Origin of the sequence: Blautia sp. AF32-4BH (genome assembly GCF_003460565.1) — a bacterium.
Lineage (GTDB): Bacteria > Bacillota > Clostridia > Lachnospirales > Lachnospiraceae > Fusicatenibacter > Fusicatenibacter saccharivorans.
On record NZ_QTVL01000011.1, the window covers coordinates 48761 to 73018 of the forward strand.

At 48.4% G+C, this 24258-nt stretch carries 20 protein-coding genes and 1 riboswitch; of the genes, 15 read left to right on the top strand and 5 right to left on the bottom strand.

Annotation, left to right across the window (positions count from 1 at the left end):
* The first annotated feature begins 30 nt into the window (after positions 1–30).
* The 7 genes from DWZ44_RS13275 (at position 31) to DWZ44_RS13305 (ending at position 6314) form a co-directional block, all read left to right on the top strand.
* Complete coding sequence (locus DWZ44_RS13275; RefSeq protein ID WP_117805058.1) at positions 31–1515, top strand: C69 family dipeptidase; 1485 nt, start codon at positions 31–33, stop codon at positions 1513–1515.
* A 344-nt stretch (positions 1516–1859) separates the two neighbouring features.
* Entirely contained in the window at positions 1860–2009 is a 150-nt protein-coding gene (gene rpmG, locus DWZ44_RS13280) for a 50S ribosomal protein L33 (protein ID WP_055219257.1), read from the top strand.
* 21 nt (positions 2010–2030) lie between these two features.
* Positions 2031–2231: a preprotein translocase subunit SecE gene (gene secE, locus DWZ44_RS13285; protein ID WP_022463243.1), complete on the top strand. Its 201-nt coding sequence runs from the start codon at positions 2031–2033 to the stop codon at positions 2229–2231.
* Positions 2232–2247: 16 nt separating this feature from the next.
* Positions 2248–2769 (top strand): transcription termination/antitermination protein NusG, encoded by a 522-nt coding sequence (nusG, locus tag DWZ44_RS13290; RefSeq protein WP_022463244.1) that lies wholly within the window; start codon positions 2248–2250, stop codon positions 2767–2769.
* Between the two features lie 72 nt (positions 2770–2841).
* Positions 2842–3267 carry a 50S ribosomal protein L11 gene (gene rplK / locus DWZ44_RS13295; RefSeq protein ID WP_022463245.1) on the top strand — a complete coding sequence of 142 codons (426 nt, stop codon included), beginning with the start codon at positions 2842–2844 and terminating at the stop codon, positions 3265–3267.
* A 79-nt stretch (positions 3268–3346) separates the two neighbouring features.
* Positions 3347–4039, top strand: coding sequence for a 50S ribosomal protein L1 (rplA, locus tag DWZ44_RS13300; protein ID WP_022463246.1), 693 nt, complete (start codon positions 3347–3349; stop codon positions 4037–4039).
* A gap of 274 nt (positions 4040–4313) precedes the next feature.
* Entirely contained in the window at positions 4314–6314 is a 2001-nt protein-coding gene (locus tag DWZ44_RS13305) for a glycoside hydrolase family 31 protein (RefSeq protein WP_117805059.1), read from the top strand.
* Positions 6315–6617: 303 nt separating this feature from the next.
* Here the strand turns inward: DWZ44_RS13305 and DWZ44_RS13310 are convergent, their stop codons facing one another.
* Positions 6618–7538, bottom strand: a complete 921-nt coding sequence (locus DWZ44_RS13310; protein WP_117805060.1) for an aldo/keto reductase — start codon at positions 7536–7538, stop codon at positions 6618–6620.
* A gap of 351 nt (positions 7539–7889) precedes the next feature.
* Between DWZ44_RS13310 and DWZ44_RS13315 the strand changes: the two genes are divergently transcribed.
* On the top strand, positions 7890–8663 hold the full coding sequence (locus tag DWZ44_RS13315) for an SGNH/GDSL hydrolase family protein (RefSeq protein ID WP_117805061.1): 774 nt from the start codon (positions 7890–7892) through the stop codon (positions 8661–8663).
* 206 nt (positions 8664–8869) lie between these two features.
* On the opposite strand, the gene DWZ44_RS13320 is transcribed toward DWZ44_RS13315, so the two are convergent.
* Positions 8870–9529, bottom strand: a complete 660-nt coding sequence (locus DWZ44_RS13320) for a TetR/AcrR family transcriptional regulator (RefSeq protein WP_117805062.1) — start codon at positions 9527–9529, stop codon at positions 8870–8872.
* Between the two features lie 361 nt (positions 9530–9890).
* On the opposite strand from DWZ44_RS13320, the gene DWZ44_RS13325 reads away from it, so the two are divergent.
* Positions 9891–12989: a hypothetical protein gene (locus tag DWZ44_RS13325; RefSeq protein WP_117805063.1), complete on the top strand. Its 3099-nt coding sequence runs from the start codon at positions 9891–9893 to the stop codon at positions 12987–12989.
* A gap of 362 nt (positions 12990–13351) precedes the next feature.
* Here DWZ44_RS13325 and DWZ44_RS13330 read toward each other — a convergent pair whose 3' ends face one another.
* Positions 13352–14284: an AraC family transcriptional regulator gene (locus DWZ44_RS13330; protein ID WP_117805064.1), complete on the bottom strand. Its 933-nt coding sequence runs from the start codon at positions 14282–14284 to the stop codon at positions 13352–13354.
* Between the two features lie 189 nt (positions 14285–14473).
* Here DWZ44_RS13330 and DWZ44_RS13335 point away from each other — a divergent pair, with 189 nt between their 5' ends.
* Complete coding sequence (locus DWZ44_RS13335; RefSeq protein WP_117805065.1) at positions 14474–16483, top strand: glycoside hydrolase family 127 protein; 2010 nt, start codon at positions 14474–14476, stop codon at positions 16481–16483.
* Positions 16484–16635: 152 nt separating this feature from the next.
* Here DWZ44_RS13335 and DWZ44_RS13340 read toward each other — a convergent pair whose 3' ends face one another.
* A complete protein-coding gene (locus tag DWZ44_RS13340; protein ID WP_117805066.1) occupies positions 16636–17244 on the bottom strand; it encodes an ECF transporter S component in 609 nt (202 codons plus the stop codon).
* A complete protein-coding gene (locus tag DWZ44_RS13345; protein ID WP_117805067.1) occupies positions 17241–18290 on the bottom strand; it encodes a nucleoside hydrolase in 1050 nt (349 codons plus the stop codon). The genes DWZ44_RS13340 and DWZ44_RS13345 overlap by 4 nt, the downstream gene beginning before the upstream one ends.
* Before the next feature lie 28 nt (positions 18291–18318).
* Positions 18319–18363: riboswitch (PreQ1 riboswitch) on the bottom strand.
* 199 nt (positions 18364–18562) lie between these two features.
* Between DWZ44_RS13345 and DWZ44_RS13350 the strand changes: the two genes are divergently transcribed.
* From DWZ44_RS13350 to tuf, 5 genes are all read left to right on the top strand, one after another.
* Positions 18563–19030: a hypothetical protein gene (locus DWZ44_RS13350; protein ID WP_117802594.1), complete on the top strand. Its 468-nt coding sequence runs from the start codon at positions 18563–18565 to the stop codon at positions 19028–19030.
* A 407-nt stretch (positions 19031–19437) separates the two neighbouring features.
* Positions 19438–19854, top strand: coding sequence for a 30S ribosomal protein S12 (rpsL, locus tag DWZ44_RS13355; RefSeq protein WP_022463258.1), 417 nt, complete (start codon positions 19438–19440; stop codon positions 19852–19854).
* 173 nt (positions 19855–20027) lie between these two features.
* Positions 20028–20498 carry a 30S ribosomal protein S7 gene (gene rpsG, locus DWZ44_RS13360; RefSeq protein ID WP_022463259.1) on the top strand — a complete coding sequence of 157 codons (471 nt, stop codon included), beginning with the start codon at positions 20028–20030 and terminating at the stop codon, positions 20496–20498.
* 15 nt (positions 20499–20513) lie between these two features.
* The gene (gene fusA / locus DWZ44_RS13365; protein ID WP_055219269.1) at positions 20514–22631 is read left to right on the top strand and encodes an elongation factor G; all 2118 of its coding nucleotides are present in this window, start codon (positions 20514–20516) and stop codon (positions 22629–22631) included.
* Positions 22632–22828: 197 nt separating this feature from the next.
* Entirely contained in the window at positions 22829–24022 is a 1194-nt protein-coding gene (tuf, locus tag DWZ44_RS13370; RefSeq protein ID WP_022463261.1) for an elongation factor Tu, read from the top strand.
* Positions 24023–24258 lie beyond the last annotated feature (236 nt).

Consider the following 24258-nt stretch of genomic DNA (forward strand, 5'->3'; position numbering starts at 1 on the left):
GCATAAGACAGCAAAAGGAGGGCTATAGCTATGCCTTGTACAACCATTTTAGTTGGAAAGAAAGCATCGTATGACGGTTCCACCATGATCGCGCGAAACGACGATTCTGGTGCAGGCCATTATACATCGAAAAAATTTGTAGTGATTCACCCGGAGGAGCAGCCGAGAACCTATAAAACCGAGATTTCTCATCTGACCATTGAGCTTCCGGACAATCCGATGCGGTACACTGCAGTGCCAAACGCAGAAAAAGGCGAGGGTGTCTGGGCGGCAAGCGGCGTGAATGCAGCGCAGGTCGGTATGACTGCGACCGAGACAATCACATCGAATCCGCGTGTGCTGGGTGCTGATCCGCTTGTCGTTTATCAGCCGGCGGAAGACGGAAAAGAAGAGGTTCCGGGCGGAATCGGCGAGGAGGATCTCGTTTATATTGTTCTTCCTTATATTAAAAGCGCCAGAGAAGGTGTCAAAAGACTGGGCAGCCTGCTGGAGCAGTACGGTACATACGAGATGAACGGCATTGCATTTCAGGACCACGATGAGATCTGGTGGCTGGAGACGATCGGCGGCCATCACTGGATGGCAGTGAAAGTGCCGGATGACCATTATGTGGCCATGCCGAACCAGCTTGGCATCGACCATTTTGATCTGGAGGATGCACTCGGCGAACAGAAGGAATATATGTGCTCAGCGGATTTGAAAGAATTTATTGAAACATATCATCTGGATCTTTCTATGGATGGAAATTTTAATCCGCGCGATGCTTTCGGAAGCCACGATGATTCCGATCATGTTTACAATACACCGCGTGCCTGGTTCATGGAGCGCTGTCTGAACCCGCACACGAAAAAATGGGACGGACCGGATGCCGATTACACACCGGTATCTGACGATATTCCGTGGATGATGGTTCCGGAAAAGAAGATCACCGTAGAGGATGTGAAATACGTACTGTCCTCCCACTATCAGGGAACACCGTACGACCCGTATGCCGCATACGGCGATAAATCGTGGAAAGGGGCATACCGATCCATCGGTGTCAACCGGACCGATTTCCTTTCTGTCATCCAGATGCGCCCGGATCACAAAGGAGACAACGGCATTCTGCAGTGGATTGCATTTGCGTCAAATGCATTCAATGTGCTGGTTCCGTTCTACACCGATGTGACGACAACACCGGAGTATCTTTCCAACACAACGGGAGAGGTTTCCACAGATAACTTCTACTGGGCAAGCCGCATGGTGGCAGCAATGGCAGATGCATCCTATAAGTCTTCTATCTTCCACATTGAGCGGTATCAGGAAAAGGTGATGGCAAAAGGCCATGCACTGATCCATCAGTACGATGCGCTGCTTGCGGGGGAGACAGACGAAACAAAACAGACACAATTGAGAGAAGAAGCAAACAACAAAATCGCTGAAATGCTGAAAAAAGAGACGGGTGCAACACTGCACAAGGTACTCTTTGAACTCAGCAACCAGATGAAAAACGCGTATTCCAGATCGGATGCGTAAGGCTTTTTTAAGGGAAAGAATAGGAGAATGGTTCTGCGCGCAGGAAAAATTGCGCGCAGAACCATTTCCTGTCCGGAACCGCCTCGAACAAACAGGGTGTTACAGTTCGCCGGACACCGGTGAACGATACGATCCTGATAAAAAATCTCAGCGTACTTTGGTGAATTTTGTTGACAACAGGCAGTTCCTGTGCTACAATAAACCAGCGACATGGAAGAAGGTCTTTTTTTTATGCCTGAAATTGCTGAAGTACGAGCAGCAAAAACAGGGCAGAAATGAAGAGACCGCCGCTGATCCGCAAGGATCACAAGCGATAACGCAAATACACAGTGGAGGTGGAAGTCGTGCGCGTAAAAATCACATTGGCATGTACTGAATGCAAACAGCGTAATTACAACATGACAAAAGAGAAAAAGAACCATCCTGAGAGAATGGAGACAAAGAAGTACTGCAGATTCTGCAAAAAGCACACAATGCACAAAGAAACCAAATAATCTTTGGTAAGAGGTGATCCAATGGCAGAAACTGAAAAAAAAGCATCCAAAAAGAGCTGGTTCAAGGGCTTGAAAGCAGAGTTCAGAAAAATCATCTGGGTTGACAACAAAACGCTGGGCAAGCAGACCGTTGCAGTCGTAGCGATCTCTGCAGTAACCTGCGGGTTAATCACCCTGGTTGACAGCGCTGTAATCGAGTTCGTCAATTTATTGATCAAATAAGGATAAAGGTGTCAGAATGTCAGAAGTAAACTGGTATGTAGTCCACACCTATTCGGGCTATGAAAACAAAGTAAAAGCCAATATTGAGAAAACAATTGAGAACCGTCATCTTGAGGATCAGATTTTGGAAGTACGTGTTCCTATGGAAGAAGTTGTTGAAGTCAAGAACGGAACCAAGAAACAGGTACTCCGGAAATTGTTTCCGGGCTACGTTCTGATCAACATGATCATGAACGACGATACCTGGTATGTTGTCCGCAATACCAGAGGTGTTACGGGCTTCGTCGGACCGGGATCCAAGCCGGTACCGCTTACGGATGAGGAAATGGTGAACCTTGGAATCACCGGTGGTGAGGAAAAGGTTGAGCTTGACCTTGAAGTTGGCGATGCAGTCGTTGTAACAGGCGGCGCATGGAAGGATACAACCGGACTGATTCAGAGTATCAACGATACAAAACAGATGGTTACCATCAATGTTGAGCTGTTCGGCCGCGAAACGCCGGTAGAAATAAGTTTCGCAGAAGTCAAGAAGATGTAAGAAATGCCCCAGGGGCGTTTCGTGGGAGGGAAATTCCCGCAATTACCACATTTATTTAGGAGGTGCCGTAAAATGGCAAAGAAAGTTACAGGATATATCAAATTACAGATTCCTGCTGGTAAAGCAACACCAGCACCACCGGTTGGACCTGCACTTGGACAGCACGGAGTAAACATCGTACAGTTTACCAAAGAGTTCAACGCAAGAACAGCAGATAAGGGAGACCTGATCATCCCTGTAGTTATCACTGTATATGCAGACAGAAGTTTCAGCTTCATAACCAAAACTCCTCCGGCAGCAGTTCTGCTTAAGAAAGCCTGCAACCTGAAATCTGGTTCCGGCGTTCCGAACAAAACGAAAGTTGCTACTATCTCTAAGGACAAAGTTCGTGAGATCGCAGAGATGAAGATGCCAGATCTGAATGCAGCAACTGTTGAGGCAGCTATGAGCATGATCGCAGGTACCGCAAGAAGTATGGGTATCGTTGTAGAGGACTAATTTAGAAGAAGAGTTTACATCTTCTCGTATTGACGTGGGAGGGAGATTCCCGCAACTACCACCAGGAGGTTATTAGACAATGAAACATGGTAAGAAATATTTAGAGGCTGCAAAAGCAGTTGATCGTAGCATTCAGTACGATCCGGCAGATGCTATTTCCACAGTTAAGAAATTAGCTACTGCTAAATTTGACGAGACAATCGAAGTTCACATCAAAACTGGTTGTGACGGACGTCACGCAGACCAGCAGATCCGTGGCGCAGTTGTTCTGCCGCACGGAACAGGAAAACAGGTTCGTGTCCTTGTTTTCGCAAAAGGCGCAAAAGCTGATGAGGCTGTTGCAGCAGGTGCAGAGTTCGTTGGAGCAGAGGAGCTGATCCCGAGAATCCAGAACGATGGCTGGTTTGATTACGACGTTGTTGTTGCTACACCGGATATGATGGGTGTTGTTGGTCGTCTGGGCCGTGTACTTGGACCGAAAGGTTTAATGCCAAACCCGAAGGCTGGTACCGTAACTATGGATGTTACCAAAGCCGTTAAAGAGATCAAAGCAGGTAAGATTGAGTATCGTCTTGACAAAACAAACATTATCCACGTGCCAATCGGAAAAGCTTCTTTTACTGAGGAGCAGTTAAGCGACAACTTCCAGACGCTGATCGGTGCAATCAACAAAGCAAAACCGGCTACTCTGAAGGGACAGTACCTGAAGAGCGTTACTCTGGCTCCTACTATGGGACCTGGAGTTAAGGTTAATACTTTGAAGCTTGCATAATAAATGAAATACTGAGAACCCCCGGGGCTGTAATGGCTCCGGGGGTTCTTTGCGTTGAAAAACGGACGCAGGGGAAAGGCGAATTCCGATTCCTTAAGAAAGAGCTTTATTTCAATGGGAAATAATTGAAAAAGATCAAAATAGTGTTAGAACATGAAAATTAAGATCAAGTATTCTGCCGGAAATGTTAGTATAATGCTAAGTAGAAAGCAAACGAAAAGAGCAGAGCCCATGCATGCGTTTGGAACGGCGGGTTCTGGAAAGGGAGGTTTTTATGCAGTATTTTGAGAAACAGGGAAATGCGCTGATTTTCCGGCAGGATGGGGAGACGGTCCGGGTGGAGCCGTGGCAGAAGGACAGTCTTCGGGTGAGAGGTACGCTTCTTTCGGAGATAGAAGAGGGAAGCATTGCACTGCTTGATCCGGAACCGGTGGAAGCGGAAATTGAGCTGGTGGATGAACGGAAAGCGACGATTAAAAACGGTAAAATCCAGGCGATTCTCGAGCTTCAGCCGTGGGGACAGAAGCTTCGGATTACGTTCCTGAATCAGAAGGGCGAGGTGCTGCTCTCCGAGATCGCGAACGGCGGAGCACTCTGCCTGCGCGCACACGATTACCGTGCATTGAAGGGCGGCGCTTATCAGCTGAAAGTATCCTTCGATTCCAACCCGGATGAGAAGATTTACGGTATGGGACAGTATCAGCAGGAGCGAATGAACCTGAAGGGATGCAACCTGGAACTGGCGCACCGCAATTCGCAGGCGAGCATTCCGTTTTATGTATCGAGCCTTGGCTACGGCTTCCTGTGGCACAATGCAGCAGTCGGTGAGGTTCATTTCGGAACAAACACAACGGAATGGCTGGCACGCACCACAAAGCAGCTCGACTACTGGGTAACCGCAGGCGATACCCCGGCGGAAATTGAAGAGCACTTTGCAGACGCCATTGGTAAGGTTCCGATGATGCCGGAGTACGGCCTTGGCTTCTGGCAGTGCAAGCTGCGCTACTACAACCAGGAGCAGGTACTGAATGTGGCACGCGAGTACAAAAAACGCGGCATTCCGCTGGATGTCTTTGTCATCGACTATTATCACTGGCCAAGATGCGGTGATTATCGTTTTGATGAAGAATATTTCCCGGATCCGAAAGCAATGATCGACGAGCTGCATGAGATGGGCATCGAGACGATGGTTTCCATCTGGCCGCAGATCGACTGGAGAAGCGAAAATTACGAAGAAATGAAACAACAGGGACTTCTTGTGAAGAGTAATGCAGGTGTTGATGTTCAGATGCTGTTCCATGGAAATAATGTCTTTTTGGATGCAACGAATCCGAGAACGAGAAAGTATGTCTGGGAAAAAGTAAAGAAAAACTATGCAGATCTCGGCATCCGCACATTCTGGCTGGATGAAGCAGAGCCGGAGTTCTCGACGTACGAGTATGAGTGCTACCGCTACGCCGCAGGCCCGGTGGAAGAGATCGGAAATATTTACCCGAGAGAGTATTCCCGCATGTTCTACGAAGGACAAAAAGAGAATGGGCAGGAAGATATTGTCAACCTTGTGCGCTGTGCATGGCTCGGAAGCCAGAAATACGGTGCGCTTGTGTGGTCCGGGGATATTCTTTCGACCTACGAGGATTTCCGCAAACAGATCTGTGCAGGTCTTCATATGGGACTTTGCGGTATTCCGTGGTGGACGACCGATATCGGTGGATTCCACGGCGGCGTGACTGAAGATCCGGACTTCCAGGAGCTGCTTGTGCGCTGGTTCCAGTTTGGCACCTTCTGCCCGGTTATGCGTATTCACGGAAACCGGGGACCAAGAGAAGAGATCATCAACAAGGCTGGCGAAGTGCGTGAGGGAACCGGAGCTGACAACGAGGTATGGAGCTTCGGAGAGAAAAATTATGAAATCCTGACAAAATTCATCGGTGTCCGCGAAAAAATGCGCGATTACACGAGAAGCCTGATGGCAGAAGCACACGAAAAAGGAACACCGGTCATGAGAACGATGTTCTATGAGTTCCCGGAGGATGCAGCGTGCTGGGATATCTCCGATGCTTACATGTTCGGCTCCGACATCCTTGTAGCACCGATTGTCCGGCCAAAAGCAACGAGCCGTACCGTTTATCTGCCGGCCGGTGCGTCCTGGACGCTGGCAAATACCGGTGATGTTTATGAGGGCGGAAAAGCCTATGAAATTGAGGCGCCGATCGAAACACTGCCGATCTTCCTGCGCAACGGAAAACAGGGATATCTGGTGGGAGAGATCTGATTTAACCGAATCAAGTAAGTCACCTGCTTCGAGTACGAAAAGTAATAAGCAGTGGTTGGGGACTTGCCTGTATCAGGAGGAATGCAAGCTTCTTCTGATAAACTGCGGAGCAGTTATTTGGTTATGGGCAGGCAGCCAATGCGGATTGCAGATAGCTGCATGAAAAAAGAAAAGGAAAAGGGAAAAGCATTCCAGAAGATCGATAAGATCCAAAGGAATGCTTTTCCGATGTTATAAATCAATCACGGATCCGAAAAGGGGATTTTAGCCTTGTTCCGCATATGGGCAGGCGGACAGAAAAACTTACGGAAGCGGATGGCCTGCCGCCAGATACAGCTCATACCATTCTTCCCGCGTCAGCGTAATAGCACATGCCGCGATAATCTCTTTCAGGCGGTTTTCGCTTGCCGTACCTGTGACAAGCTGCATATTTGCCGGGTGGCGCAGAATCCACGCTGCCGCAATCGTGGTATCACTGACGCTGTATTTTTCGGCCAGTGCACGGATTTTCCGGTTCAGTTCCGGGTACTCGTCGCTTCCAAGAAAACATCCTTTCCATGATGGCATCTGGAACGGAGACCATGCCTGCAGGGTAATATCGTGCAGACGGCAGTAATCGAGCAGACTGCCATCGTGGTCAACCGAACCCGGTGTTTCCATGTTCACTTCCATGCCATTTGCAACAAGGTTGGAAACCGGAATGCTGAACTGTACCTGATTGGCAACGAGTGGCTGGCGGACATATTTCTGCAGCAGTGCAATCTGCATCGGCTTGTGGTTGGAAACACCGAAATGGCGGACCTTTCCGCTCTCAAACAGAACATCAAAGGCGGCAGCTACATCTTCTGGTTCTACGAGCGCATCCGGCCGGTGGAGCAGCAAAAGATCGAGGTAATCCGTCTGCAGACGTTTTAAAATACCATCGACAGATTCCAGGATGTGGTCTTTCGACAGATCATAGCAGCCCTGGCGGATGCCGCATTTGGACTGGAGAAAAATATCCTCCCGTTTCAGGGACGGATCGCCGGAAAATGCCTCACCGAACACAGTCTCGCTCATGCCGCCGCCGTAGATATCCGCGTGATCAAAGAAATATGCGCCCTGCTCCAGCGCGGAGTGGATAAAATGATTCATCTCGTCCTTCGATTTTTCGGAAAGCCGCATGCATCCGACTGCAATGGAAGGAACTTTTCGCAGGTGATTGCCTAAAATTGTTTCTTTCATAGTAGAATTTTCTCCTTTGCAATGCTTCTGTATTCGCAGAGGTTTTCGTAAAGCAGGCGTGGAAGGACTCTGGAAGTACAGAAAGAATAGTAATTACGTTGCTTTTAATATATCATTTAAGTGCACTTGAAAGTCAATGGTTTTTGAGGAAAAGAGAATAAAAAAATCGCCGGAATCGATCAGAATTCGACCAGAACACAGAAAATCCGTATTTTGTTAACAAAATCGGAACAAAATCGACAACAAAGTTTACTTGCATTTTCAGAAAAATGATGTAAGATAGGGGTATTCGAAAAAAAGATCCGACAGGATCTGCGAAGTGGTATTGACTCAGATAATGGAGGTTTTGCGATGGATGCAAAAATAATAGCCGGAATCCTGGCCGCAGGAGGCGCAGCCTTAGCTGTGGGCGGCATATATAGCATGAATAAGAAAACAGGTTATTTTAAAAAGGGAAATTCCGTCCGATACGATGTTTCCCGTATTCCGTTTAAAAAAACAAGTCCGTTAAAAGGAAAAACAGTTGTATTTTTGGGATCCTCCGTGACGAAGGGCTTTGCTGCCCACAACAATTCGTTTGCGGAGTACATAGCGAAGAAAGACAGCTGTACCTGCATCAAGGAAGCAGTCAACGGAACCACGCTGATTGATAATGGCGAGGATTCCTACATCGAGCGCATGCGTGACAAGCTTGATCCAAAGCAACAGGTGGATCTTTTTATCTGCCAGCTGTCTACCAACGATGCAACACGCAACAGCCCGCTCGGTGAAATTTCGGAATCCTGCGATCTGGAGAGCTTCGATGTCGAAACCGTCTGCGGAGCAATAGAGTATATCATTGCATATGCAAAAGAAACGTGGCATTGTCCGGTGATGTTCTATACGAATCCACAGTATGATTCCGAGCCGTACGCGAAGATGGTAGAGGCGCTTCTGAAAATTCAGGAAAAATGGCAGATCGGTGTGATCGATTTCTGGAATGACGAACGAATCAACCGTGTTTCCCCGGAAAAACGAAAACTGTATCTTCAGGATCCGATTCATCCGATGAAGGCCGGCTATGCCGAGTGGCTGGTGCCTGTGATGGAACAGCGGATTGGTGAGTATCTGGAACAGCAGGTATAGGCAAAGAGAAAAATAAAAAATACTTTCGTGGTTTCTTTTGAAAAGATTCCGCGAAAGTATTTTTTTGATTTACAGGAAACTTCGTTGAATTTTCCTGTAAATTAAAAAAGCCCTCCGGGCAGGATCGCACTGCGGCGGACGGGAATTATGTCGCTGAAGCGACCCGCCGCAGGCGGAGAATCCTGCAAAGCAGGATTCTTTCTTGTTTACGAGAGCAGTGAGTCGGGATTCGCGCCTGCATTTTCCGTGGTTTTCCGTTTCTTCCGGATTCGGAACTGCTTGAAAATGCCCCGAATGGCAGCGTAGAGCTCCGGCTTTAGTTCTTCAAGCGGAACCGGCTGCTGGTACAGGATAGCATTGTAGCTTGTACCGCTTACAAGCTCCAGAATCATATAGAACATCAGCTCCGGTGAGCGATACGTATATGCTGCATGAGAGAGCAGAGATTCATAGATGGTGTAGATGGCCGGCGTGTCGGCAAACGGAGCAAAGGTAAGAGAATTTTTGAAGAATCCCCAGCTCAGATGCTTGGAAATCAGCGTCACGAGACTGTGGTTGGCGGCAAACTGGTCGAGGATATTGTCGGTGATAAAAAGCACCTGCTCTTCAAAATCACGGATATCCGGGTGGCGCAGCAGATCTGTGTAGGCGGCCTGAAATACCTGACTCGCCTTATGTGCGATCAGATGATTCCGAATATCGTACTTGTCTTTGAAATAAAGATAGAAGGTACCTTTTGCAACACCGGCGTTATTCACGATATCCGAAATGGATGTTTTACTGAAGCCGTTGTTGATAAAAAGTGAGAAAGCAGAGTCCAGAAGGGACTCACGTTTCATTTGTTTATTGTTGTCAATTTTTCCCACAGAGAGTCTCCTTTCCTGAAAGATATCAGATTGTGTGTAATTATCTTATTTATAATTATAGGTAAAACACATGGAAACTGTCAAAGGGAAAATGACTAATTTTCTCATTTTTGTGACTATGCACGAAGAAAAAAATGACCGTTCGTCAATTTTGTGCAGTATTTAATGTTGACTAAGAGTCATTTTTGCGTTATAACATTAGATGACTGAAAGACATGGAAAAAACATAGGAAAAACATTCTCGATCTGAGGGAAACAGTATCCCGCAGTATCTTACTCCGAGCGGGTTTTACTTCTCTTATGATCCTGGATTTCATCATAAAAAACCATTATAAAAACCACAGAAAGGAAGTTTATCACAATGAATAGAAACAGAAAACTGAGAAAACAGATGATGTCTGGTCTTGCTGTTGGTATGGCTGCTGTTATGGGAGCTGCTCCGGTTTATGCAGCGACAGGAGAGGACGCAGCGGTTTCCAAAGAAGAAACCGTATATGTAAATGCAAATGCAGACGGATCGGAAGATCAGATCACCGTATCCAACTGGCTGAAGAACGCAGGAACGGAAAAGAACCTGAAAGATGAGAGTGAACTGAAGGACATCAAAAACGTAAAGGGCGACGAGGAGTTCACCCAGAGCGGAAACGAGCTGACCTGGCAGACAGACGGCGAGGATATCTATTATCAGGGAACAACCACAAAAGAGCCTCCGGTTTCCGTGAAGTTCACCTATTATCTGGACGGCAAGGAAATCAAACCGGATGACCTGGCCGGAAAGAGCGGAAAACTGAAAATCAAAGTTGACTATACAAACAACACAAAGACAACGGTTGACATCAATGGCAAGAAAGAGACGATGTACACCCCATTCGTCCTGATGACCGGAATGATTCTTCCGCAGGATACTTTCTCCAATGTCAAGATCGACAATGGTAAAGTCATTTCCGATGGAAGCAGAAACATCGTAATCGGATTTGGTATGCCGGGCCTGCAGGAAAGCCTGGGATTAAATTCCGATTCCCTTGAAGATCTGGTATCCGGTGACAGCGATTTCGAACTGCCGGAAAGCCTGGAGATCACTGCAGATGTGGAGAACTTCTCTCTGGATTCTACCTTCACCGTTGCACTTGACGATGTTCTCGACACCATCAATACCGACAACATCACCGGATACGATGATCTGAAGGATGCACTGAGTGATCTTGAGGATGCTGCAATGGAACTGGTTGACGGTTCCAAGGCACTCTCCGATGGTGTGGATACTTTAAAAGACAGCTACAAAGAGCTGGATGACGGTATCGGAACGTTAAAAGACGGCGCTGACGAGCTGAACAGCGGAGCCGGCACACTGGCAGGCGGAGCCGGCACACTGGCAAGCGGAGCATCGACTCTGGCAAACGGAACTTCTACTCTGAACAGCGGAGCTTCTACCTTAAACAGCGGAGCAGCTACCCTGTCCAACGGAGCATCCACCTTAAGCAGCGGAGCTTCTTCCCTGGCAAGCGGCGTAAACTCCTACACCGAGGGCGCTGATACCCTGAATAAAGCAATCCAGACGTATCTTGGAAAGAACGGTGTGCTGACTGGAAGCGTAACCGAGTATGTAAACGGTGTGAATAAAGTCGTTGCAGGCGTAAAACAGTACACCGACGGAACAACACAGCTGTCCGACGGCGTTGCTTCTTATGTAGCAGGCGAGAAACAGCTTGCAGCAGGCGCTGAGCAGCTTCAGCCTCTGGCAGACGGCCTGACCGAGGTAAACAGTGCAATCGCAACACTGAACGCAGCACTCGACGGAAAAGATGAGAATGATATTTTAGCAGGAGCAAAACAGCTCTCCGAAGGACTGACCAGTTTGAACGAGCAGCTGCAGAGCACCGATGTACAGAGCCTTCTGACGATGGTAGACGGTATGACCAGCACCGGTTCTACCCTGATCTCCGAGACCGAGGCACTCTCCGAGGTTCTGAACACCACAATCGCAGGATCTGTCAACAGCATGATGACAAACGGCAACGAGCTGATGAGCCAGATGGATACGCTGTCCAAAGGACTTGAGAGCTACTTAAGCGGTCTGGAGGCACAGATCACGAATCAGGCAACGCAGATGGGAACCCAGATGGCAGCACAGGTTCAGGCATGGGCAGACGGAGCAGCAGCACAGCTGAACCAGGAAGCAACAGCAGCAGCACAGAGCGCAGCTGATACAGCAGCAAGCCAGGCATCCGCCGATGCAGCAAAACAGGCAAATGATCAGCTCTCTGCAGCAGCAGCTACACTGGATGCACAGATTTCCGCAGCTAAGAGCGCTGGAAATACAGAGCTTGCCGATTCCTTAAGTAAAGCAAGAAACCAGATCGGAAGTGTCAGCGTTTCCGCTTCCGCCGGAACCGTTTCGGTTACTCCGGTTACAGCTCCGCAGATTACCCTTCCGGAACTGAACTTCGAAATCGAGCGCCCGGATCTCTCCGGTCTTGCAGCAATGCAGCAGAAGATGAGCGACATCAAGAGCCAGTACAGTGATCTGCAGAAGACGGTTGCAGCTCTGATGCCGCAGCTTGAGACCATGAAGAAACAGATGCAGACCATCACCGATAATAAAGCAGTTGTTGAGCAGAATCTTGGTGCAATGCAGAAACTGACCGCAGGTGTGGCACAGCTTGATGCAGGCGGAAGCACTCTGTACAAGGGCATCGATACTCTGTCCGCAGGTGTGAGCCAGCTGTACAGCAGCACAAATGAGAGTTTTGCAAAAGCAACAGCAGGCATCAATGCATTGAACGCAGGATTTACTCAGCTGAGTGCTTACAATGATACGCTGCTTTCCGGCGCAAGCCAGCTGAAAGCAAATGCACCGGCTCTGGTTGAGGGTGTTACGACTCTGCAGGGCGGCACGACACAGCTGACCGCAGGTCTTGGACAGCTGGGAAGCCAGTTAAGCGATGGATCTGCAAAACTTTCTGCAAACAGCGGAAGCTTAAGAAGCGGTGCTTCTCAGGTAGCAGGCGGAGCATCCAAGCTGGCAAGCGGAGCCTCCACACTGGCAAATGGAACTTCTTCCCTGGCAAGCGGAGCTTCTGAACTGAACAGCGGAGCTTCTACGCTGGCAAGCGGAGCATCTACGCTGGCGAGCGGAGCTTCTACACTGGCAAATGGAACTTCTTCTCTGGCAAGCGGAGCTTCTGATCTGAAATCGGGAAGCAGCAAGGTTGTTGATGGTATTGACGAGCTGTCCGATGGGGCGAAAGAACTGGCTGACGGTACGAAGAAGTTTGAAGAAGAGGGTACCAGCAAGCTGAAGAGTACCTTTGAGGATGATCTGGGAGATGTACTGGATCGGATTCAGGCGCTGAATTCGGATAAATGTGCTTATACTTCTTACAGTGGTAAGGCAAATGGAATGGATGGAAGCGTGAAATTTATTATCGAGACTGCAGCAATTGAAGCTGCGGAAGAGTAATGTGATTCCACGGTAGATTGTGAGGCCGCCTGCGGTCGGGATATTTTCCCCGACCGCAGGCGGCATTTACGTTAGGTGGGGTGCAAAAAGACAAAAAATAAGAACAGCCCGCGGATATGCGGGCTGCTCTTTCATAATGAGGGGGGAGATAGTTTTGAGTGGTTCATCAACTATCTGAGATATAGTATAGTGAAGAAATGTGAGCAAAGTATGTCTATTTTCTAAAAGAAACAGTAAATTTCTAAAGAATAAGTGAATCCATCCATTGAGTAAATCACTTCCGTCCGCCAAAACGTAGATGGGTCCCCAGGCGCAGCGGAGCGTCCGCCCCCCGCGGTGCCTGGGGGTCGTATCCTCCCGTCCTATTCAAAAGAAAGCTTCCGGTTCCCATAACTCTTCCGGTACTGTCCCGGCGTCATCCCGGTGAGTTTTCGGAAAGCCGTGGAAAAATTATGCGCATCCTGAAATCCCACATTATAAGCAATCTGAGAGACCGTGTGATTTGTGTCCGTCAGCTCGGCCATAGCGCTGTCCGTTTTGGATTTCAGGATGAATTGTTTTAACGTCATCCCGGTGCCCTCGTGGAAGAGGGAGGAGAGGTATTTGTCGTTGTATCCGAAATAACGGGCGAGTTCGGTGACTTTGAGGGACTCGCTGCTGTGGTACTGGATGTAGCTGATGATGTCCTGCAGGATCTGCGTCCGCTGCGTTTCGGAAGTGTAGGTGCGGTAGAAGGGACTCTGACAGTTGATTTCGCCGAGAACAGCGGCAGTCAGGCTGTTGTTGAGGAACGTGTTGTGGAAACGCAGGGAAGTGTCCTGGAGCTGCTTCATGAGGATGATGACGCGGTTCGGGGAGGAAAGCGTTCTCTGGAGCGGGATGCATAACGTTTCGGGGTAGTTGGATGGAAGCTGGACGGGAGCGAGGTCCTCAAGGCGGTAGGAGGATGGCGGTGCAGCATGAAACTCATCCAGAACCGATCCGGCGGTCGGGTCAGAAGGAGCGACGATCGGTGCGGAGGGGATACCCGGGATAAAATGGAGCCAGTAGAAAGAGCAGCTTCCCTTTTTCGAGCCATGCTGATGGACGGTCGGCGGCAAAAGAAGATATTCGCCGGGGTGAACCTCGTAAGAGCGGCGTTCGTCCGCGATAAAAAGCGTTCCTTCCGTCACAACCATCAGTTCAAAATTGACGAGATTCCGTGTCAGGTGCATCCACTCTGGGGATGGGGACTGGAATTTGCCGCAGAGGTCGTAGGTAAAACAGGCGGCATCTGGAAATAAAACAGAGATCATATGACTTTTTCAAACCTTTTCAAACATTCTTGTATTTTAAACGGCGGTCCGTTTTGCTAAAATAAAACTATAGAAAAACAGGAAAACAGCCGTCAAAAGAAGTGTAACGCTTCCCATCCCTGAAAGCAAGGAAAATATCTTTTTCAAACCAGGAGGCGGCGGAAGACAACGAAAAAGGAGACCGAAAAAATGGATCAGAAAAACTTCAGCAAACCATTATCCCTGGCAAAAGTCCAGGTTACTGATGCATTCTGGAAAAAAGAGATGGAGCTTGTCCGCACCGAAGTAATTCCGTATCAGTGGAATGCCTTAAATGACAATGTTCCGGGAGCAGCACCGAGCTTTTGTATGCGGAACTACCGCCGCGCCGGTGAAGTTGAAAAAGAGCGGAAAGCAAAAGGAGACAAATTTGTTCAGATCAAATATCCGCTGGATACTTTTGAGACACTGCCGAAGGATGGCAAAATGGACGGAAGATTTTATGGCTTCCTGTTCCAGGATACCGATTTTACCAAATGGGTGGAGGCAGTTGCGTACTCCCTGACACAGCATCCCGATCCGGAGCTGGAAAAAACGGCAGATGAAGCAATTGAAGCTGTCTGCGCAGCACAGAGAGAAGACGGATACCTCGATACCTACTATCTGATCAACGATCAGGATATGATTTTTACAAACCTTAAGGACAACCATGAGCTGTACTGCTTCGGTCATCTGACGGAAGGCGCCGTAGCCTATTATCAGGCGACCGGAAAAGACCGTCTCTTAAAAGCAGCAGAGCGTTTCGCGGACTTTATTGCCGGCAAACTCGGTCACGGCGAGGGTAAAAAAGCAGGTTATCCTGGTCACGAAATTGCAGAGATGGCTCTGATGCGTCTCTATGATCTGACCGGCGAGCAGAAGTATCTCGATCTTGTAAAATACTTCATCGATGAACGCGGAACAAAACCATACTATTACGATATCGAGCGCGGTCTGACCTGCCCGGAGGGCGAGGAACGATATAGCTACAATCAGGCAAACCGCCCGGTGCGTCAGCAGGATGAGGTGCAGGGGCACTCCGTACGCGCCGTATATCTCTATTCCGGCATGGCGGATGTGGCAAGGGCAACGCAGGATGAGAGCCTGCTGAAAGCCTGTGAAACTCTCTGGAACAATATGGTGCATCAGAAAATGTACGTCACCGGCGGAATCGGTGCCACTCATATAGGAGAGGCATTCTCTTTCAACTATGACCTGCCAAACGATACCGCTTACGCAGAGACCTGTGCATCCATCGGTCTTGTGTTCTTTGCTCGCCGCATGCTGGAGATTCAGGCAAAAGCAGAGTACGCGGATGTGATGGAATTAGCCCTCTACAATGGCGTTCTCTCCGGAATGGCGCTCGACGGAAAGAGCTTCTTCTATGTCAATCCGCTGGAGGTACTGCCGGAGGCATGTCACAAGGATGAGCGGAAATTCCATGTAAAACCGATCCGTCAGAAATGGTTCGGCTGTGCCTGCTGCCCTCCGAACCTGGCAAGAACGGTAAGCTCAGTTGCATCTTACGCATACACGGAAAACGACACAACCCTGTTTGTCCACTTGTACATGGGCGGAACAGTGGAAGGAGAAAAAGTAAAAGCATCCATCACTTCCGAATTCCCGTGGGACGGCCATGTTTCCGTGACCTGCGAGAGCGATACCAAAGAGCCGTACACCTTTGCATTCCGCATCCCGGGATGGTGTGCTTCTTATGAAAAAGAGATTCCAAAAGGCGCAGAAGTGGAAGAAAAAGACGGGTATCTTTATGTGACAAAAGTATGGGCGAAGGGTGAGACGATCCGCCTGAACTTCCCGATGGAAATCCAGTTTCTGGCATCCAATCCGCTTGTACGCGAGGACGCCGGCCGTGTTGCCGTAAAACGAGGACCGGTTGTTTACTGTATGGAAGAAGCAGACAACGGAAAGAATCTGCATTTGACAAAACTCTGTGTGAATGGTGAAAAAACCGCAGAAGCAGCAGATGAGCTGGGCGAGCACTTTGTGTGCGTAACGGCCGAGGGACGTCGCATGAAGCTGGGCGATGCGGAAAAACAGCCGTTGTATCATCTGTATCAGAAAGAGGAAGAGGAAAAGACGAAACTGAAGCTGATTCCATATTATATGTGGAACAACCGAGGTGAGGGCGAAATGCAGGTATGGATCCGCGCATGTGAATGATTTTATTAAAGAAGAAATAAAAAACTCCGGAAAAGGGATGGCTCCTGATGCAGCCTCCCCTTTTTTCCGGAGTTCTTGTTATGCCAAAATATGAGAATCCTGCAAAAAAGAAAGTGAATTTTTTGCAGGATTCTTTGTGCTATTGGTACAGATTATTTTCTGCTTCTCATAGAAAGACTGCCGAAAGCAGAAGAAACGGCGGGCAGAATCACGAGGACGACTGCAAGGACAATCATTCGATCCACAAAGTCTGTCATGGCCTGTACAACGCAGACAGAGAGAGTCAGATTCATACCGAGGCTGTGAAGCAGCTGCACCAGCACAGTGGAGCCGGAGGAAGTAATTCCACCGAAAACAACCGCGGTGATTGTGGAACTTACCACAGTACCCGGAAGTGAGATCACAAGTGCTGCCGGAAACAGCTTCCAGCCCATGGAGCGAAGAGAAAGTCCCTCACTGCGGGAGCCGGCCGTATGGGATGGGCGGAGCTTCCGGAATACAAGACCTGCAACCAGACCAAGGATGAGCTGTACCGGAATATAGTAAAACGCATAGACATCACTTGTCATACCGGAAATCAGTCCGGAAATGAGTCCCGGGACGAGGCCTGCAACCGGTCCGAACAGGGCGGCAGCCAGAACCGTTCCGATGGAGTCGAGGTAAACCGGAAGGCGCAGCAGCAGTGCAACGGTACCGCCGAGGATATTGATAACACCACAGAGTGCCAGAGTCGTGAGCTTTAACGTACGGTTTGCGTTCATCTTGCGTCCCCTCCCTTCTGAAACATTGTCTCATGCGGGAAGACGGGCGGTGCGGTAAGAATCTGGTCGAGAACCGGTGCAGATTCCACTTCAGATACGCCAAGAACACGCGCAAAGAACATCAGGAAAAAGCGGCTCACATCGACCTGCGTTAGAATGTGACTGTTCGGTGCTTTCTGATAAAAATTCATGGCATCCACAACGGTCTGACCAAGGCAGAGACCATTTGTTTCCACCTGCGTATAGGCATCAAAACCGCTGCAGAGCGACGGATCCACAAGATAAGCGGCTGCGAGCGGATCGTTGATTACGCATCCGATGACCTTTTCCTGTTTCCAGTGAAAATCGAAGTAAAAACGTGTCAGCTCCTCGATGCGGGTTCCGACTTCCGGATTTACACACTTCATATATTCCACGAGATTCGGAGTCAGAACAATTTTTCTTGTGACATCCAGCCCGATCATATGGAGCTTTTTGCCGGCAAGCTGCGGCAGCTCGGAGAAAGCACGGAACACTTCGGCTGCGGCGTCCGGGTCGCACCAGTAATTATACTCGGCAACCGGAGAGCAGTTTCCGTGACTCTTGTAGCTTCCGCCCATGGAGACCAGTGCTTCGAGATTCTCAAGGCATTCCGGTGCACACGAAATAACCTTTGCAAGATTCGTCATCGGTCCGAGGGCAAGAATTGTAACATCAGGGGTTGTTTTTAAGGTTTCGATGAGGAAAGAAACAGCGTCTGTTTTTGGCGTAAGCTCTTTGACATCCGGCCAGCCGGATTCGCCGAGGCCGTCCATGCCGTGCGTGTCCATGGCATCCACATAGTCGCGGACCAGGGGAGTTTCCTCTCCGACATAAACAGGGACATCTGTTTTTCCAATCATGGAAAGAATTTTGAGGGCATTTTTTGCGCCCATAGAAGCGGGTACATTTCCGCTGACTGTGGTGATGCCGATCAGATCCAGCTCTTTGGAAGCTGCGGCAAGCATCAGGGCGAGAGAATCGTCGATGCCCGGATCACAGTCGATGATCAGTTTTCTTGCATTCATTTTCCAATCTCCTTTGATGAAAATTTTGAGATACTTGGTTTTTTATACTGGGAAGTTCACGAACCAGTCCGGACACCCGTAAAAAGGCGGGAAAATCCGATTATATAAATGCACGGGAATGAGTATAGCACAGATTCAAAAAAGAATCCAGCAAAAAGAATCGAGTAAAAAGAATTCAGTAAAAACAAGCCTTGCCTGTTGGAGAAAAATCGAGTATGGTATATAAGCGTAGAACAAATGAGAATATATGAGAATATATGGGAGATAAAAGCATGGCAGATGGATTTTTAGCACCAACGGGAAGATTCTATCCAAAAACAGAAAATTTTCATGCGCAGACCGCGCGGGCAATTCTAGGCCCGGAAGGTCAGACGGACGAGCCGATTCAGGAGCTTTTGCGCCGGGGATATATTTTATTTGTGGGCTTCCACAAACCAGGTGAACCGGAAAATCTCCATGCCGATATGGATTATGTGCTCGGCGGACCGGGACACCCGGCGACAGAAGGGCAGAAGGCATGGATTGCGGAACATGTAGAGGAGTTGTCGGGAAAACAGCAGTTTGACATCAACAACGATGAGATAACCTTTCAAAGATTCTACATCAGCAACATCCGTATGTTTCCCTGGTGCAGGGGCTGCGCAGAGGAAAAAGCGCGCGAGCTCTGGGGAAATGCACAGAGTGAGGAAAAACCAAAACGGTGTGATGCGTGCCCGGGCTTTCGAGACCGTCCGCTTTAGAGTATGTCTGAAAAATCATTTCCGCAAACAGCCGGTTTCGTTTTTATATCGCTGAAGCGACCCGCCGCAGCCGGTGAAGTCTGAAAGCCTGCAAAGCAGGATTCTTTCGTGTACACGTTCTGACGAAAAAAATGTCAGAAAATAATTGGATGAGAATATAATAGGAAGAAAAAACACTTTTATATAGTAATGCAGCAATGGGGAAAATCCGCAAAAAGCCGCGTGAACACGCGATTTTTACGGATTTTCCCCTTGACTTTTGATAGGACAGACGATATAATAAACGAGCGTGCGTAAAAGACGGTTTCTTTTGGCGCGCAAAAGCTGCAAAGCAATTATGTTGAACTAAAGCAGCCGTATGAAACCCCGTGGGACACACGGAGAAATCTATCAGGAGGTGAAATGGAATGCCAACATTCAACCAGTTAGTAAGAAAAGGCCGTGAGACTTCCGTAAAGAAATCTACCGCGCCGGCACTGCAGAAAAGCTACAATTCTCTGAGAAAGAAATCCACAGATATGTCTTCTCCTCAGAAGAGAGGTGTGTGCACAGCTGTTAAAACTGCTACACCGAAAAAACCTAACTCAGCTCTTCGTAAAATCGCCAGAGTTCGTCTTTCCAACGGAATCGAAGTAACAAGTTACATCCCAGGAGAAGGTCACAACCTTCAGGAGCACAGCGTTGTTCTGATCCGTGGAGGAAGAGTTAAGGACCTGCCAGGTACCAGATACCACATCATCCGTGGTACACTTGATACTGCAGGTGTTGCTAACAGAAAACAGGCCCGTTCTAAATACGGTGCTAAGAGACCGAAAAAGAAATAATTAAGTAAAACGAGTTCGAGATATATCTAGTATCACAAAAAAGCGAAATGTTGTGCGTTATTCCATAAATCCCCACGGCTGCGGATTTATAGAGAATTTACACGCGCGGACATACTGCAAATAAGTGTGAGTACCGATGATTTAATCGAATGATGGTTAAGGAGGGAAGTAACGTGCCACGTAAAGGACATACTCAGAAAAGAGATGTTTTAGCAGATCCGTTATACAATAACAAAGTGGTAACCAAGCTGATCAACAACATCATGCTGGATGGTAAGAGAGGCGTTGCCCAGAAAATCGTATACGGCGCATTTGCTAAAGTAGAAGAAAAAGCTGGAAAACCAGCAATCGAAGTATTTGAAGAAGCAATGAACAATATCATGCCGGTTCTTGAAGTAAAAGCAAGACGTATCGGTGGTGCTACTTATCAGGTACCGATCGAGGTAAGACCGGACAGACGTCAGGCTCTTGGCCTTCGTTGGCTGACCGCTTATTCTCGTAAGAGAGGCGAGCGTACCATGGAAGACAGACTGGCAAACGAGATTCTGGATGCATCTAACAACACAGGTGCTTCTGTGAAGAAGAAAGAAGAAGTTCATAAGATGGCAGAGGCTAACAAGGCATTTGCTCACTACAGATTCTAAGAGGAGGAAAATCCGTTGGCTGGAAGAGAATATCCATTAGAGAGAACCAGAAACATTGGTATTATGGCTCACATCGATGCAGGTAAAACAACCCTGACCGAGCGTATCCTGTACTATACCGGTGTTAACTACAAGATTGGTGATACTCACGAAGGAACTGCTACCATGGACTGGATGGAACAGGAGCAGGAGCGTGGTATCACAATTACTTCAGCTGCTACAACCTGCCACTGGACTCTGGAAGAGAACTGCAAGCCGAAACCGGGCGCTCTTGAGCACCGTATCAACATCATTGATACCCCAGGCCACGTTGACTTTACCGTAGAGGTAGAGCGTTCTCTTCGTGTACTGGACGGCGCTGTCGGCGTGTTCTGTGCAAAAGGTGGTGTGGAGCCTCAGTCTGAGAACGTATGGCGTCAGGCTGATACCTACAACGTACCGCGTATGGCATTCATCAACAAGATGGACATCCTTGGTGCTGACTTCTACAACGCTGTAGATCAGATCAAGACCAGACTTGGTAAAAATGCTATCTGCCTTCAGCTTCCAATTGGTAAGGAAGATGAATTCAAGGGAATTATCGATCTGTTCGAGATGAAAGCTTACATCTACAACGACGATAAGGGCGATGATATCTCCATCGTTGATATCCCGGAAGATATGAAAGATGACGCTGAGCTGTATCACACCGAGCTGGTAGAGAAAATCTGCGAGCTGGACGATGAGCTGATGATGCGTTATCTGGATGATGATATCCCGTCTGTTGACGAGATGAAAGCAGTTCTGCGTAAAGCTACCTGCGAGTGTACAGCTGTACCGGTATGCTGCGGTTCTGCATACAGAAACAAAGGTGTTCAGAAACTTCTGGACGCTATCCTTGAGTACATGCCGGCTCCGACCGATATCCCGCCAATCGAGGGTACCGATCTGGACGGAAACCCGATCGTAAGACATTCTTCCGATGACGAGCCGTTCTCCGCACTGGCATTCAAGATTATGACAGACCCATTCGTTGGTAAACTGGCATACTTCCGTGTGTACTCCGGTACTATGAACTCCGGTTCTTACGTACTGAATGCAACAAAAGATAAAAAAGAGCGTGTTGGACGTATCCTTCAGATGCATGCAAACAAACGTATGGAGCTGGATAAAGTTTACTCCGGTGACATCGCAGCTGCAATCGGATTCAAGTTCACCACCACAGGTGATACCATCTGCGACGAGCAGCATCCGGTAATCCTTGAGTCTATGGAGTTCCCGGAGCCGGTTATCGAGCTGGCTATCGAGCCTAAGACAAAAGCAGGCCAGGGCAAACTGGGCGAGTCCCTTGCAAAACTGGCTGAGGAGGACCCGACCTTCCGTGCACACACCAATCAGGAGACTGGTCAGACCATCATCGCTGGTATGGGTGAGCTGCATCTGGAAATCATCGTTGACCGTCTGCTTCGTGAGTTCAAAGTAGAGGCTAACGTAGGTGCTCCGCAGGTTGCATACAAAGAGACCATTACCAAACCGGCAGACATCGACAGCAAATATGCAAAACAGTCTGGTGGACGTGGACAGTATGGTCACTGTAAAGTTAAATTCGAGCCTATGGATGCAAACGGCGAAGAGATTTACAAATTCGAGTCTACCGTTGTCGGTGGAGCTATTCCGAAAGAGTATATCCCGGCTGTAGGCGAAGGTATCGAAGAGGCTATGAAAGCCGGTATCCTGGGAGGCTTCCCGGTAGTCGGTGTTCATGCAAATGTATACGACGGATCTTATCATGAGGTCGATTCTTCTGAGATGGCATTCCACATTGCTGGTTCTCTGGCATTCAAGGAAGCTATGCAGAAGGGTGCTCCGGTTCTTCTTGAGCCTATCATGAAAGTCGAAGTTTCCACTCCGGAAGATTACATGGGTGATGTTATCGGTGATATCAACTCCCGTCGTGGTCGTATCGAGGGTATGGATGACATCGGCGGCGGAAAGATGATCCGTGGATTCGTACCGCTGGCTGAAATGTTCGGTTACGCAACAGACCTTCGTTCTAAAACTCAGGGACGTGGTAACTACTCCATGTTCTTTGATAAATACGAGCAGGTTCCGAAAAACGTACAGGAAAAAGTTCTGTCTGCAAAAGCAAAATAATGTAAGAAAAATAATCGGGTGTGCAGCTGTCAAAGGCTGCACAGCCTAAAAGTATTATTTTTCTGAGATTTCCCTTGCAAATAAGACGGAAATGCAATATAATCAGACTTAGCAGGTTTACGATTCAGGTGGGTTCCTGCCACCAATTTAGTCTCAAAAAAGCCCACTGGGCGCAATTTTAAGGAGGACATTTTAAAATGGCTAAAGCTAAATTTGAAAGAACAAAACCGCATTGTAACATTGGTACCATCGGCCACGTTGACCATGGTAAAACAACTCTGACCGCAGCTATCACAAAAGTACTTTCTACCAGAGTAGAAGGAAACACTGCTGAGAACTTCGAAGATATCGATAAAGCTCCGGAAGAGAGAGAGCGTGGTATCACAATCTCTACTGCACACGTTGAGTATCAGACAGAGAAAAGACACTATGCACACGTTGACTGCCCAGGCCATGCTGACTATGTAAAGAACATGATCACTGGTGCTGCACAGATGGACGGAGCTATCCTTGTAGTAGCTGCTACAGACGGTGTTATGGCTCAGACAAAAGAGCACATCCTTCTGTCCCGTCAGGTAGGTGTACCTTACATCGTTGTATTCATGAACAAATGCGATATGGTAGACGACGAAGAGCTGCTTGAGCTGGTAGACATGGAGATCCGTGAGCTGCTGAACGAGTATGACTTCCCGGGAGATGACACTCCGATCATCCAGGGTTCTGCTCTGAAAGCTCTGGAAGATCCGGCTGGCCCATGGGGAGATAAAATCATGGAGCTTATGGATGCAGTAGATAGCTGGATCCCGGATCCGCAGCGTGACACTGATAAAGATTTCATCATGCCTGTAGAGGACGTATTCACCATCACTGGTCGTGGTACTGTTGCTACTGGCCGTGTTGAGGCTGGTGTTCTTCATCTGAATGAGGAAGTTGAAATCGCAGGTCTGAAAGAAGAGACCAAGAAAACTGTTGTAACTGGTATCGAGATGTTCCGTAAACTCCTCGATGAGGCTCAGGCTGGTGATAACATCGGTGCTCTGCTTCGTGGTGTTCAGAGAACAGAGATCGAAAGAGGACAGGTTCTGGCTAAACCAGGTACCGTTCACTGCCATACCAAATTTACCGCTCAGGTATACGTTCTGACAAAAGACGAGGGTGGCCGTCATACTCCATTCTTCAACAACTATCGTCCGCAGTTCTACTTCCGTACAACTGACGTAACAGGTGTTATCACTCTTCCGGAAGGAACTGAGATGTGCATGCCTGGCGATAACGTTGAGATGACCATCGAACTGATCCACCCGATCGCTATGGATCAGGGTCTTACCTTCGCTATCCGTGAGGGTGGCCGTACCGTTGGATCAGGCCGTGTTGCTACTCTGATCGACTAATTTCGGTTATCTATGAGCAGTGCAAATTCGGAGAGTAATGACCGGTGGGAGCTTGCTCACACAAGGGCATTAGTCGGAGAATTTATAGGGCGACAGCCCGACCGAGATGGAGCGAAGCGAAATCGAGGAAAGCACTGCGGAAAATAAAATATAATTGTATCGAAAGATACTTGTGCTCAAACGTAAGAGACCCCGGCGCCGTAAGGCGGCCGGGGTTTTTCTGTTTTTAACCAAAA